Below are 14,249 nucleotides of genomic sequence, written 5' to 3' on the forward strand. Positions count from 1 at the left end.
CTGAGCTTGTCGAAGGGAAGTCCGCGTAACCTTCCCTTCGACAAGCTCAGGGAACGAATCTGGAGTACCCCCCATGACCCGCAACGACGAACTCTTCGACAGGGCGCGCATCTCCATTCCCGGCGGCGTCAACTCGCCGGTGCGCGCCTACCGCTCGGTCGGCGGAACGCCGCGCTTCCTCACCTCGGCGAAGGGCGCCTACGTCACCGACTCCGACGGCACGCAGTACGTCGACCTCGTCTCGAGCTGGGGTCCTGCGATTCTCGGCCACGCGCATCCCGAGGTCGTCGCGGCCGTGCGGGATGCCGCCGGTCGCGGCCTCTCGTTCGGTGCGTCGACCCCCGGCGAGACCGAGCTCGCCGAGCTCGTGCGCGCCCGGGTCACCAGCGGCGGAGCGTCGCCGATCGAGAAGATCCGCCTCGTCTCCACCGGAACCGAGGCCACGATGACGGCCATCCGCCTCGCCCGCGGGTTCACCGGGCGCGACGTGCTCATCAAGTTCGCCGGCCACTACCACGGGCACTCCGACTCGCTGCTGGCCGAGGCCGGCTCGGGTCTCGCCACGCTGGGACTGCCCGCATCCGCCGGCGTGCCCGCGGCCACCGCCGCGCTCACCCTCGTGCTGCCCTACAACGATCTCGACGCTGTGCGCGAGGCCTTCGCGCTGCATCCGGGTCGCATCGCCGCGATCATCACCGAGGCCGCGGCCGCCAATATGGGCGTCGTGGCGCCGGATGCCGGATTCAACGCCGCCCTGTCGGCAATCGCACACGAGAACGGCGCGCTGCTCATCATCGACGAGGTGCTGACCGGGTTCCGGGTGCACCCGGCGGGGTACTGGGCCCTCGAGTCCGAGGCGCAGGCCGCAGCAGGGTCGGATGCGTACAGCCCGGACCTCGTGACGTACGGCAAGGTCATCGGCGGCGGAATGCCCCTCGCAGCACTCGGCGGTAGGGCGGATGTCATGGACTTCCTCGCGCCCCTCGGCCCGGTGTACCAGGCGGGCACGCTGTCGGGAAATCCCGTGGCCGTCGCCGCCGGCATCGCCACGCTGACGCTGGCCGACGCATCCGTCTACGCGCGCCTCGACGCGACGGCCGAGCTGCTGAGCGCATCCGTGTCGGAGGCGCTCGCCGACGTGGGCGTCGCGCACTCCGTGCAGCGCGCCGGAAACCTGTTCAGCTTCGTGTTCGGCGACTACTCGCCGTCGGCCGGGGGCGCCCCGCGCACCTACGCCGACGTGCAACGGCAAGACGCGTTCCGGTATCCGGCTTTCTTCCACTCGATGCTCGACTCGGGAGTCTCGCTTCCGCCGTCGGTCTTCGAGGCGTGGTTCGTGTCGGCCGCCCACGACGACGAGGCGATCGGCCGCATCCTCGACGCGCTCCCGGCGGCGGCCCGCGCAGCGGCATCCGCGTCGCCCACGCTGGCGGTCTAGCTGCGCGTCAGCGCTTCCAGAAGCCCGAGAACGTGATGCGGCTCTTCGGCAGTCCGAGCGAGTGCAGGTGGCGGCGGCCGCCGGTGGCGAGGGCGGACTCGCCCACCACGAAACCGTAGCCGCGCGGGTCGACCGTGTTGCGCCTGCGCAGCGCATCCAGGGCCTTGCTGCCCGCGACCGCGTGCGCGTCGTCGCGGATCACCCAGGAGAGCGTCACACCGTCCGGCTTCGAGAGCTCGCGGGTATCGTGCGCCGTCGGCACCTCTTGAATGACATGGCCGACCGTGTCGCTCGGAAGCGACTTGAGGATGCCTGCGACAGCGGGCAGGCCGCTCTCGTCGGCCACGATCACCACCTCGGTCGCGTCGTCGGGCCGGTCGAACAGGATGCCCTGGTCGAGCAGCGCGAGCTGGTCGCCCGGGCGGGCGCTGCAGGCCCAGATCGCGGCCGCGCCCTCGAGCTCGCCGCCCGGGCCGCGGTGGATGACGAAATCGATGTCGATCTCGCGCTGCTCTGCGCGGTAGTCGGCCACGGTGTAGTTCGAGCAGTGCGGCCGGGTGTCCTCGGGAATCTCGAGGTATTCCTTCCACCATGTGGCGCCCGCGAGCTCGGGCATGGCGAACTCTTTCTGGTGCGGGCGGCGCATGAAGAGGCGGAACCAGTGGTCGTAGCCCATCCAGTCGAACTCGGCGAGGCCGTCACCCGTGATCGTGACGCGTTGCATGCTCGGCGTCACGGGTGCACTCGACACGACGTGCGCTCTGAAGAGCTGGGGATCGGCGGGTGCGGTGCGCGTGGCTCTCTTCGACATAAGGCAAGCCTAAGCTCGCCTCATGGGAGCCCGCGCACCGGCCGAGACTACTGAACGCGAGCTTCGGCCTCGTCGGTGTTGTCGTCGTCGGAGGCGATGTGCACGTCGACGATGGTCACGTTGACCTCGGTGACCTGCATGCCGACGAGGGTCTCGACGGCGGAGATGATCGACGTGCGAACCCCGTCGGCGACCTGCTGCAGCGGTGCCGGGTACTCGGCGACGATGGTCACGTCGACGGCGACCTGGGTCTCGCCGACCTCGACGCTGATGCCCTGCGACAGGTCGGTGCTGTTCATGGCTCCGCGGATGGCGCCGAGCGCACGGGCCGCACCGCCTCCGAGGGCGAAGACGCCGGCGACCTCGCGTGCAGCGATGCCCGCCACCTTCGACACGACGCCGTCGTTGATCACGGTCTTGCCGAGGGCGGTCTGCAGGTTGGTCGGGGTGCTTACACTGGCGGGAGTCGTGCTGGCCATGGGGTGTCTCCTTTTTCGGTGTGGAATAGTCTCGTTGATAGGTCGTATCCACTCGGCGGATCGTCACGGATCTGCCGAAAAGAAATTTTTCAGACGCTGAACAGGGGAGTTCGATGGACGCAGTTCCCTATCGCTTCTCACTCGACGAGGCCGACGACCGCACGCTCGCGGGTCGCGCGGCAGACGGCGACACCCGGGCGTTCGAGGTGCTGGCCCGGCGTTACGGGCCTTTGCTGCGTGCGTACGCCCGCCGCATCCTGGGTGCGAGCGACGAGGTCGACGACGTCGTGCAGGAGACCCTGATCACAGCATGGCGGGACCTGCCGTCGCTCAACGACGGCTCGGTGGTCAAGAGCTGGCTCATGCGCATCGCGAGCCACAAGAGCATCGACCGCATCCGAGCCCGCAAGAACCACCTCGACGTCGACGATGTCGATGCGGCCCAGCCCGAGCGGCTGTCGCCCCACGCCGTCAGCCAGGCGACGTCGCTGCACGAGGCGGTGTCGCAGGCACTGGCCACGCTGCCGATCGAGCAGCAGCGCTGCTGGGTGCTGCGCGAGGTCGGCGAACAGAGTTACGAGGAGATCGCCGAGCAGATGGGGATCCCCGCCAGTACCGTGCGCGGGCTGCTCTCGCGCGCCCGACGCAATCTCATGACCGAAATGGAGGCCTGGCGATGACCGATCTCGACAACGAGCGCGACGACCTCGACGGCCACACGATCGACGAGCTCAGCGACTATCTCGACCGCGGGCGCACGCCGCTCGACCCGTCTATCGAGGGGTCGCCGGGATGCCGCATCGCGCTCGGCTCGCTCGAGCGTCTGCGGCAGATCTCGCAGTCGCTCGTCGAGGTGGATGCCGCGGACGAAGCCCCGCGCAACGACGACTGGTTGGGCGGGATCCTCGAGAGCATCGGCCGCGAGGCGCGGGCCGGACGGGACATCCCGCTGCTGCCGCCGTCGCCCCGGGCCACCCTCTCGGTGACCGAAGGGGCGGTGCGCGGACTGATCCGAGCCGCGGGAGACCGCGCCGGTGGACTGATCATCGGGCGCTGCCGGCTCGACGGAGACGTCACCGTGCCGGGCACGCCGATCACCGTGTCGATCGACGCATCCGTGTTCTGGGGCGAGCGCATCGTCGAGACCGTCGATCGCGCCCGCGAGGCCATCTACTCGGCGCTGCTCAAGCACACCGAGCTCACGATCGCGAGCATCGACATCACGGTGCACGACGTGTACTTCGCGCAGGTCGCGGAGCCTGAGGCTTCTGCCTCGACCGATGCCCCGGAGCCCGACGCTTCGACTTCGACCGAAGGGGATGCGCTGTGACCGACGAGATGAGTGCCGCCGCCCTGACGATCGACGAGGTGGTGCGGGCGGTTCCCGGCGTCACGAGCGTCTACCCGCAGCTGCCCGAGATCCTCGGACTGCCCGCCCCCGTCGCCGACCTGGCACGCGGGGTCGCGGCGCACATCGGGGAGCCGACCCTGCGCATCCGGATCGGCATCGCCGATGTCGAGTCGTCGCGCGCCGTGTGCGAGCGGGTGCACGCGGCGGTGCTGGAGCACCTGCTGCGGCAGTCGGCGGCGAATGCCGACATCGCGGGCGTGGCCGTGCCTCCGCCGCTGATCGCCGTGAGCGTCGTCGCGATCGGCTGAGTGGGCGCGATCGGTTCAGCGGACCGAGTTCTGAGTAACCAATTCAGGAGGAGCGCGCGGCCGCCGCCACTATCCACGCGGCTACTCTCTCCTCCTGAATTGGTAGCGGCATCGCCCGTCGTAGTCAGATCGTAACGACGAGCATCCGGTGATTTACGCATATCATCAGCTATCGCGGGCAGGATAGACGCATGGCTGTTCTTCTCGTGCACACCGACCGACTCGAGATACGCCTGACCCGTGCAGAGAAGATCCTGTCGCTGCGCCGAACGAACATCGACATTCCGCTGGAGCGCATCCGCTCGGCCGTCATCACGGAGGATCCGTGGGTGTGGGTGCGTGGCATCCGGGCGCCCGGCTCGGCTATTCCGTTGACTCTGGCCATCGGCACCTGGAAGGTGCACGACGGAAAAGACTTCCTCCTCATCAAGGGCACGCGCACCTCGGTGGTCATCGACATCGATGGAGACGGCTCGGAGTTCATGCGCGTGATCCTGACCACCACGCACGCGCTCGAGCTGCTGCGTGCGCTGCGCCTGCCGCCGGCAATCGAGGATCCGGCGAAAGAGATCATCACCGACTGAGGGGCTCACCGTGACCGACGACACTGCCGTCCGCTACGCCGCCCACGAGCAGTACTTCTGCGAAGAGGCCTGGGGGCTGATCGCTCCCGGGTTCACGTCTCTCGACGAGGTGCTCGAGGTGATGATCGAACTGGTCGAGTACGACGACGACAACCCCATGACGGTGGAGCGCGCCGAGCAGATCGTGCGGCACTACTGGGCTCACCGGCAGGCCGAACTGGATGCGCCCGGCCCCCGGAAACCCAGCGACGACGAGCGGGTCACGGCCGCCTTCGCAGCGATCGCGGCGCAGGGGATCGTGGCCGAGATGAACGCCGGGTACACCACCGATGAGGCGATCACCGAGTGTGAGAGTGTCGTTGCGGCCACGGGGTCCGGGCCGGGCTTCGTGTTCTTCCATGGGCAGGATGCGGCGCGCCTCGCCTACCCCGGCGCCACCCTGTTCATCGGCTACGGAGCGGTCGTCGCGCCCGGCCCCGGCTGGGTCGAGGTCGCCGAGAAGGTTGCGAATGCGGCCGTCGCCGCGTTCCGCGAGCAGGGTCTGGATGCGCAGTGGGACGGCGAAGTCGACCACCGCATCGAGCTGCAGAACGTGGTCTGGCGCAAGCCGCTGCCGGCGTAGACAGATGTTGTATGTGTGCTCTTAAGTAGGGGTTGATCCTTAGGAGCTGGATTGACCCCCAGTTCAGGGGTCAGGCATCGCCTGCTTCCGCGTGATTCCGCGGGGGAGATATTCTCAGCTTTTTGAGGGTTAGTTTGCGGGTTGTGCTCATGTGCCGTCGTCGGTACTTTGGGCCCGAGCCTTCGGGGGAATGGCTTCCATCCCTTTCTCCTGGTCTCGAAGGCTTGCCATGTCTGTGCTCTTCCGCGCGCTCCGCGCCGTGTTCGCTCTGCTCGTTCTCGTCGGGCTGGCGCTGGTCGCTGCTCCTGCGCAGGCGGCGACTGCCGCTCCTGCTGCTTCTTATGCCGTTCCGTCGGAGTTGGGTACGGATTGCGAGGTCGAGTCGGATGCCGCGAATTGCGATATCGACAGGGATCGCATCCCCGATGTGGTCGAGCAGGTCGTCGCGGGCAGCCTGACCGGTGCCACGGGCACCGAAGATCACGATGGCGACGGCATCCCGTCGTGGACCGAGGTGCTCGCCTGCGGCACGGTCACGTGCGCGGATTCCCGCGCAGACGCAGATGACGACGGCATCCCGGACTACGCCGAGCAGTTGGCGTGCGGGTCGGAGACGTGCTCGAACAGCAAGGAAGACGCTGACGGCGACAAGGTGAGCGACTGGATCGAGTTCGTCATCTGCGGTGACCGCACCTGCGCCACGGGGCTTGAGGACTTCGACTCCAACGGGGTGGCAGATGCGGCGGAGCTGCAGGCCTGTGTGAAAGACACGTCGGGTCTGGCGCTGACCGGGTTCGGTATCGCCGGCATCCTGGCCGTCATCGCCGCGGCGCTTGTCGGGCTGGGTGTGCTGCTGCGCATCCGCCGCCGCAACGCCGCTGCCGCCACCGCGGACGCCGCGGCGGCTGCTGGTGAGGCCGAGCTGGTCGGTTCGAACCTGTGACCGGCCGCATCCGCCCCGCCATCACGGCCGGGCTCACCACGCTGACCCACAAACTCACCCGAACACCATCCACCTGGATGCGCCGCCACGGCAGAACCCTCGCACGGGGCGTCGTCACGACGACCGCTGTTATCGCCCTGACCCTCACGGTCGGCGTCACCCCGTCGATCGCATCGCCCGCCCTCGTTGCGCAGCGTCAGGCGGAGAAGACCCTCGCCGAGGTGCGCGACGCGGCCGCGAAGACCCAGCTCGCCCCCACCGAACCCGCCCCCGCCGCAGACCCCGCCGGTGAGGGGACAATCACTCCCGACCAGTCCTCCACGATCACGGCGCAGGACCCGAATGTTGAGGTCACCTTCTCGGGCCACGAGATCGACGAGAAGCTCGACGTCGACATCACGCCCCTGCCCGACGCCGCTGCGAAGTCTGCCGAGACGGAGACCGGCGGTACCGCTGTGGGAACTCCCGTCGACATCACCGCGACGACCGATGCCGGCGGTGAGGTCACGACGTTCCCGGCCGACGCGACGATCACCGACCAGGCCGATGGCACGCAGGTGGCAACGGACGTGGTTCCCGGTGTCGCGCTGGAGATGGCCGTCACCGACAAGCAGATCAAAGACCTCGACCCGTCGTCGCTGCAGATCTACACCCGCGAGAACGCGGGCGACCCGTGGGTGGCGCTGCCGTCGGTTTACGACGCGGATGCCGGCGTCGTGCGTGGCGAGTCGGGTCACCTGTCGCAGATGGTCGTGATCGGTATTCCGTTCATCGCGCCGCCCGGCCCGAAGATCGTGCTCGATCCAGACGACGATCTGGCCTATGTGACGCAGCCGGCACCCGAACTGCATGAGCTGCCCCTGAACATCCAGCTGGCACAGCAGGTGAAGCAGCGCCTCGAGACGAACTGCCGCGCCGACGTGACGATCACCAGGGAAGACCCGAACACGCCGATCGTCTCGACGCAGCTGCGGGCCGACCGTGCCGCTGCAGCCAATCCCGACGCCACGATCACTCTCGCCTTCGACGCCATCCACACCGACGAAGCCTGGGATGCCGACGGCACCGAATCGGGTGGACGCGTCTACTACCGCAGCAACCCGCAGGATCAAGCCCTGGGCGACACAGTGCTGTCGACGATGCCGGCCTATGTGCAGCGCCCGTTCAAGGCGGGAAACCTGCCCTACCTGCCCGCTCCGGAGTTCGACAATGTGCCGGGCGCGTACACGCACTTCGAGACGCTGTTTCTCGACAGCAACTACGACCGCGCCTACATCGACGATCCCGAAGGTTTCGCGTTCATCTCCGCCGGAGTGACGGCGTCGCTGAGCGTCTACCTCGCCGACCGCTTCAACTGCATCGACCCGGCCACGGGTGGTCTTCCCGGGCGTCCGACGCAGGCGCAGCTGGATCACTGGCGTGACCTCGGCTACCAGAACTACGAGATGTACGGCGCCGAGCCGGTGTCGTTCTCGACCGGAAACCTCATCGAGGCCGCGCCGCTGTTCAAGCTCTCCGGTCCGGGCAACTCCGACCTCGACCTCAACCTGATCTACAACTCGCTCGACGGCAGGGACTCACGCATCGGTGCGGGCTGGTCGTTCGCGTTCGGTGCCCGGGCGCAACGCTACGAAGACGGCTCGGTGCTGGTGGTGCGCAACGACGGGGCCACCTTCGACTTCGCCTCTGACGGGTCGGGTGGCTACATCGGCGAGCCGGGCCTGTTCCAGACGCTGACCAACGACGGCAACAACCAGCTCACGGTGACCGCCGTCGACGGCGAGTCCTGGGTGTTCGACGCCGCCGACATCGATGGAGTCGGCGAGCTCGTGAAGCACACCGACCAGCAGGGCAATGCGACGACCCTCACATACGGCGCGACCGACTGGCGGGTGAACAAGTTCGCCCCGCTGCAGTCGATCACCGACGCCGCGGGCCAGACCATAACGGTCGGGTCGGATGCCGTGGGTCGGCTCACGTCGTTCACCCACCCCGACGGCCGCACCTGGAGCCTCGGCTACGACGCGAACGCCAACCTCACCGCGATCACCAACCCCGACGGCCGGGTCCGCTCCTATTCCTACGACGACGCTCACCGCATGGTCACGGCTACCGATGCGCTCGGAGTCACCTACCTGACGAACGAGTTCGACGCCGAGGGGCGGGTCTCCAAGCAGACCGACGCCGATGGCAACGTGCGCTCGCTGAGCTACGACACCGCCGCGGGCACAACGACCTACACCGACAACGAGGGCACCGAGACGGTCTTCTCGTACGACGCGCAGCACCGCATCACGGGCAAGACGGATGCGGCGGGCAACTCCATCGCCTACGTCTACAACGACCTCGACCAGGTCACGTCGTACACCGACGAGGCCGGCCACGAGTGGGCCTACACGTACGACGCGACCGGCAACGTCGCATCCACCGTTCTGCCCGACGACACCACGACCACGTTCACCTACACGCCGACCGGCGAACTCGCATCCCAGACCGACGAAGGCGGGCCCGATGGGGCCGAGCGCACGACCAGCTACCAGGTCGACCCGCTCGGCCTGGTCACCGGCATCACCCAGGCCGACGGCACCGAACTGGCCCGCACGTATGACGGCCAGGGAAACCTCACGTCGAGCACGACTCCGTCGGGCGCCACCACGACGTATGCCTATGACAACCGGGGCAACGTCACCACGTTGATCGACCCGAACGGCAACGCCACCACCTTCGTGTACGACGGTGCCAACCGAGTCACGTCGACGACGGACCCGATGGGTGCGACGACGACGCTCGCGTGGGATGCCGGAGACCGGCTGGTGTCGAAAACGGATGCGATGGGCGGGGTCACGTCGTACACCTACGACGCAGACGACAACCTCACCAGCTCAACGGATGCGACCGGCGCCGTGACCTCGTATGCCTGGAACAACGCGTTCAACCTCGTGGCGGTCACCGCTCCCGACGGCGGAACGACGAACTACGAATACAACACCGAAGACGAACTGACGAAGACCACCGACCCGCTCGGCAACGTGACGGCGTTCGTCCTCGACGACCTCTACCGTCCCGTCACTGTGGTCGACCCGAAGGGTGGGCAGTGGGATCGCGAGTACGACGAGGTCGGCAACCTGGTCAGTCAGACCGACCCGTCGGGGGCGGAAACCGCCTACGAATACGACGAGCTGAGCCGGGCGACGAAGGTCACCGGGCCGACTGGCATTACTCAGTCGACCTCGTACGACTCGGTTGGGCGCGTGGCGAAGTCGACCGATGCGGACGGCAACAGCGTCTCCTACGTCTATGAGCTCCTCGACCGCATCACGCAGGTCACCGACCAGCAGGGCGAGACGTCCACGTTCACCTATGACGTGGACTCGAACCTCGTGGCTTCCACGGATCGGCGTGGCACCGAGACCACCCTCACCTATGACGCGAACGGGCAATTGACCGGGTCGGTCGACTCGACCGGTGCGGCAACTCAGCTCGTCTACGACCCGGCGGGTCGAGTGCAGGAGCAGATCGACGCCCTCGGGCGATCGAGCACGGTCTCGTATGACCCGCTCGGACGGGTGACGGCATCATCGAACCCGCTCGGCGACACCACGTCGTACGAGTACGACGCGGTCAGCAGGTTGACGTCGATCACAGACGCGAACGGCAACACGACAACCACCGCATACAACCCGACCGGAACCGTCGCATCGACGACGAACGCCGTCGGCTCGACCACCGCCTACGGCTATAACCTGAACGGCCAGCAAACGAACATGGTCGACGCGAACGGCAACGAGACCCGCTACTCCTACGACCCCGCCGGCCAACTCGCGAAGGTTATCGAAGGCTTCGACGCCGCCGTGGATGCGGCGGCGACGGGCACCTCGGATGTGAACGTCACGACGGTGTACGACTGGACCGAGACCGGCAACCTGGCCTCGATCCTCGACCCGAACGGCAACAAGACGCTCTTCGACTACAACGACGCTGGACAGGTGACGTCGGAGACGAACCCGCTCGGTAAGTCGTGGGACTACAGCTACGACTCCCTGGGTCGTCTGTCGTCGCAGATCGATGGCAACAGGCAGACCACGAGCTACTCCTACACGTCCCGCTCCGATCTGGCGCAGGTGTCGTACCCGGGGTCGAGTGTGTCGTTTGAGTACGACGCGAACCAGCGGCCCATCGCGATGACCGACTCTCTCGGTGTGACCGGGTGGAAGTACGACGCGAACGGGCTGATGACCGAGCAGATCGACGCCAACGGGTCATCCCTCGGCTACACCTACGACGCCGCCCAGCAGCTGACCGCGTTGACGATGCCGACCGGCGAGCAGATCGGGTATGAATACGACGACGCCGGCCGCCCGGTCGCGCAGACCTCCCCGTGGGGCAACATCGCTTACGAGTGGGACCCTGCTGGGAACCTGACGACCATGCTCCGCTCTACCGGCGTCGCTACGGACTACGCCTATGACGCGGCGAACCGGGTCACCCAGATCCAGCACGTTGCCCCGGCCAGCCCCAGCGACCCGAAGGCTGCCCCTGCGGCAACGGTCGCACCGGAGGCGGTCGCTACGAAACCGGTCACCACCGAGGTGAAGCAGTGCGTCACGGCCGCCGGGTACCTCGACAACCGGGCGATCCCCGCCGCAGGCACGACCTCGCACGAGTGTGTGAAGACGGGTGACTACCTCGACCGTCGCACCGTTCCCGCCCTGCCGAACCCGGTCGAGAACGTCGACACCATCACCTTCGACTACACCTACGACCCCGCCGGAAACGTCTCGAACGCGACTCGCACTCTCGGCGCCCTCGATGACCCGGCCATGCCCGGTGAAGGCACGGCACCGGATGCGGGAACCGTGCCGTCGGTGACGGCACCGGATCCGACACCCACATTCCCGTCGGTGCTCGAGACCCCGGATGTCGACTCCCGTGACTACGTATACGACAGCCTGAACCGGCTCATCGGAAGCGGTACCAGCAAGGGCAACACGGCCGAGTACTCGTACGACCCTGCCGGGAATCGTGTTCAAGCCACCACGACCACGGATGCGGGCACGACGGATGTGACCGCGTCGTTCAATGAGGCCAACCAGCTCACCGGCAGCACCAGCAACGGTGCATCCTCGAGCTACGCGTACGACGGAAACGGAAACCGCACCACCCAGAACGAGAACGGTGTCACCACCGACTTCACCTACCAAACCGACAACCGCCTCACTGGCGTCACCCGTAACGGGCGTTCGAGTAACTATGCGTACGACGGACTCGGCCGGCAGCTGAGCACCACCGAGACCTCGGGTCTGGGTTCGCAGACAAAGAAGAGTGTGTGGAACGGTACCTCGGTCGTGCAGCAGTCGAATCCGGCATCCGGAACCAGCACTCTGATGCGCGACGCCTTCGGTGAAGTCGCGCTGCAGACCGCAGACGGGAAAGACGCCTCCTGGGCGCTCCTCGATGGGCTCGGCACCACCGCTGCTCAGGCCGTAGGCGGTTCAGTGGCTCAGTTGTCGACGTTCGATGACTGGGGCACCCAGTCCTTCGACACCATCGGCTGGAACTCCGCTGTCAACTACACCGGCGAAACCACCGATGCGGGGTACGGGGTGAACAACTACTACTCCCGCACCTACGACCCCACCACCGGATCATGGATGTCGCAAGACTCTTGGCGCGGACTCCTAACAGAACCGCAGACCGCAGCGCGTTACGGCTACGTGACGAACTCGCCTACAACGTTTAGTGACTACCTCGGCCATTGTGCAGGCGGCGGCGGACGTGTTCCAATGTGCCCGAATCCCCGAGGCGGGCACAGCCAAGGAACCGGTGCCAGCGGGCAGATGCACTCCGTCCCCACTGCGCAGATGATCTCGCGGAACGATGATCTCGAATCGGTGAGCTGGAACAGTCCGTCCGATGACTGGACTCAAGACCCGTCAAATGATTACGAGGCCGTCCCCGTGCGCCACGTTCAAGGCTTTGACGAAGGCTTCCCGGGCTACCTGCCTGCGATCCCTGAATTCGAAGGCGGCTTCGGATCAGGCGTCAAGGGGCCTCCAGACGGGTTTGAACCGCTCGACCAGAATTCGGTCATTCGGGTCTATTTGGCGAAGCAGCCTGGCGCGCTCGGCGTGCAAATTCCGGTATTTCTCCTGCAGGGAAATCTGCGAGAGGGATGGATTCACATTCAGTCTGGACATGGAAGTGAAGACTGGGATCTAGTTTGGGCAACGCTCGAAGCTGGCGAGAGCGATCAGTATCCGACCGAAAGCATGATGATTATGGACGTCATTGGGAGCACTCTGCTAAGGCCTGACCACGTCTACAGGAAAGACAACAAGGACAGTACCGTCTACGAATCTGCGTTCAGTTACTACGACCATCGCATCGAAGTCAAGAAGACGGGTAACGTCTGCGTTATTGTCGGATCCCGTGGTCAGGTCGTCTCTGCGTACTTCAAAGATGAATGGAGAAAGGAATGTTAGGGATTACACCGGAGCAGCAGAAACTACTGGATAGCGTGCTTGAGTTTGCCGCCCTGGATCCGGATAAGACTGCGTTTCAGTCATCAACTGAGGCCGGCGTATTCGTTGAAACCGGTCGCGGGTACGTGAAGTGCATTATGGATCCGGTCGCGCTTGAGCGTGCCTTACGTGAAGTGCAGGGGCCAGACAAGGACAACCCTTGGCGCACGATGCGCGAATTCCTGGCATTGACGTCCATTCATCTCGACGAAGCGGTTGCGATCTGGCGCGGCCCAGTACTCGTGATGGAAGCGAATGGCGCTTTCTATCGTCTGCCGTCAAACGGCTAGGCGAAATGCTGATGAGGCGCCAACAAGATCTGTCCCGAGTGAGTCCAACCGACCTCTCGCTCAGACCTCGCCGAATGACGTCCTCGGAGGGTTTTCAACGATCACTCAGGCAATCAAGTGGATGATTTCGAAATCGTCGCAATTTGCAATGGGCCCTCAATTTGGGGGCTCAGGTGGTGGAGGTTTTGACTACGGAAGCTTGAACGGGTCAATCTCGGTGCCCAATGCGCGATTGTGGCCGGACCGATTGGCATCTACGGGGAAGGCGGCATTTCTGGCTCTGACACGACGTATCAGCCATATTGGTCTGCTGGCGCTGCTGGTGGTGCTGAACTTGGGTGCTCCGCTGTGGTTGGACTAACGTGGTGAGCGCATCATGCAGGTCAGGGCGCTATCAGACAAGAACGGTGCCTGCGATAAAGATGTGTAGAAGTGTCTGGTGACGCGTGGGTGAGTCTCACAATCGCTGTCGCTCTAACGGCCGCCGGCTTCTTGATATTCAGATTTCGAACGCCTTTATACGCAAAAATTGTGGAGAAGCAGCGCATGACTTTTGGCGCGAGAGTGGACAAAGTGTCGGCCTTCTCAAGCCCAAATTCGCTTATTATCCCAGCCGCCTTTGCGTGGATTTTGGCGGCCATAAATGTCGTTTCACTGATTGTTGAACTTGCAGCTGGGCCGTAGATCTGTATGGGCCTATGACGTTGGCGGGAGCACCAATAGCAAGCCAGTCGCGACGTCAGGATTCAATTGCCGCCGACACCAATCTCTTTGCCATTACTGGCAATGATGGGTCTACTTACACTCTGATCCAAGCACCGGCGAATGTGAATGGCGTTGCGGGTCGGTTCGAATGGCTGATTAGTGGCGCGGGAGAGATGACACACAGGGCATTCATCGCA

11 protein-coding genes are annotated in these 14,249 nt (G+C 65.5%); 9 read left to right on the plus strand and 2 right to left on the minus strand.

Annotation, left to right across the window (positions count from 1 at the left end; all coding sequences use genetic code 11):
* Nucleotides 1–73: 73 nt before the first annotated feature.
* Nucleotides 74–1,438: a glutamate-1-semialdehyde 2,1-aminomutase gene (hemL, locus tag QCD70_RS06125; protein WP_301214265.1), complete on the plus strand. Its 1,365-nt coding sequence runs from the start codon at nt 74–76 to the stop codon at nt 1,436–1,438.
* Between the two features lie 7 nt (nt 1,439–1,445).
* Here the strand turns inward: hemL and QCD70_RS06130 are convergent, their stop codons facing one another.
* Both QCD70_RS06130 and QCD70_RS06135 read right to left on the minus strand, forming a co-directional pair.
* Complete coding sequence (locus QCD70_RS06130; protein WP_301214266.1) at nt 1,446–2,249, minus strand: siderophore-interacting protein; 804 nt, start codon at nt 2,247–2,249, stop codon at nt 1,446–1,448.
* Between the two features lie 47 nt (nt 2,250–2,296).
* Nucleotides 2,297–2,728 (minus strand): Asp23/Gls24 family envelope stress response protein, encoded by a 432-nt coding sequence (locus QCD70_RS06135; protein ID WP_301214267.1) that lies wholly within the window; start codon nt 2,726–2,728, stop codon nt 2,297–2,299.
* Nucleotides 2,729–2,841: 113 nt separating this feature from the next.
* Here QCD70_RS06135 and QCD70_RS06140 point away from each other — a divergent pair, with 113 nt between their 5' ends.
* From QCD70_RS06140 to QCD70_RS06175, 8 genes are all read left to right on the plus strand, one after another.
* A complete protein-coding gene (locus QCD70_RS06140; RefSeq protein ID WP_301214268.1) occupies nt 2,842–3,408 on the plus strand; it encodes an RNA polymerase sigma factor in 567 nt (188 codons plus the stop codon).
* Nucleotides 3,405–4,058 carry a hypothetical protein gene (locus QCD70_RS06145; RefSeq protein ID WP_301214269.1) on the plus strand — a complete coding sequence of 218 codons (654 nt, stop codon included), beginning with the start codon at nt 3,405–3,407 and terminating at the stop codon, nt 4,056–4,058. The genes QCD70_RS06140 and QCD70_RS06145 overlap by 4 nt, the downstream gene beginning before the upstream one ends.
* The gene (locus QCD70_RS06150) at nt 4,055–4,387 is read left to right on the plus strand and encodes a hypothetical protein (protein WP_301214270.1); all 333 of its coding nucleotides are present in this window, start codon (nt 4,055–4,057) and stop codon (nt 4,385–4,387) included. Before QCD70_RS06145 ends, QCD70_RS06150 begins: the two co-directional genes overlap by 4 nt.
* Nucleotides 4,388–4,578: 191 nt before the next feature.
* Complete coding sequence (locus QCD70_RS06155; protein ID WP_301214271.1) at nt 4,579–4,971, plus strand: hypothetical protein; 393 nt, start codon at nt 4,579–4,581, stop codon at nt 4,969–4,971.
* A 10-nt stretch (nt 4,972–4,981) separates the two neighbouring features.
* Nucleotides 4,982–5,593, plus strand: coding sequence for a DUF6891 domain-containing protein (locus tag QCD70_RS06160; protein ID WP_301214272.1), 612 nt, complete (start codon nt 4,982–4,984; stop codon nt 5,591–5,593).
* Between the two features lie 229 nt (nt 5,594–5,822).
* Entirely contained in the window at nt 5,823–6,536 is a 714-nt protein-coding gene (locus tag QCD70_RS06165) for a hypothetical protein (protein WP_301214273.1), read from the plus strand.
* Nucleotides 6,533–13,018: a DUF6531 domain-containing protein gene (locus QCD70_RS06170; RefSeq protein WP_301214274.1), complete on the plus strand. Its 6,486-nt coding sequence runs from the start codon at nt 6,533–6,535 to the stop codon at nt 13,016–13,018. The genes QCD70_RS06165 and QCD70_RS06170 overlap by 4 nt, the downstream gene beginning before the upstream one ends.
* On the plus strand, nt 13,000–13,347 hold the full coding sequence (locus tag QCD70_RS06175; RefSeq protein WP_301214275.1) for a hypothetical protein: 348 nt from the start codon (nt 13,000–13,002) through the stop codon (nt 13,345–13,347). Before QCD70_RS06170 ends, QCD70_RS06175 begins: the two co-directional genes overlap by 19 nt.
* Nucleotides 13,348–14,249 lie beyond the last annotated feature (902 nt).

This window comes from Agreia sp. PsM10 (genome assembly GCF_030433855.1).
In the GTDB taxonomy this organism is placed as follows: domain Bacteria; phylum Actinomycetota; class Actinomycetes; order Actinomycetales; family Microbacteriaceae; genus Agreia.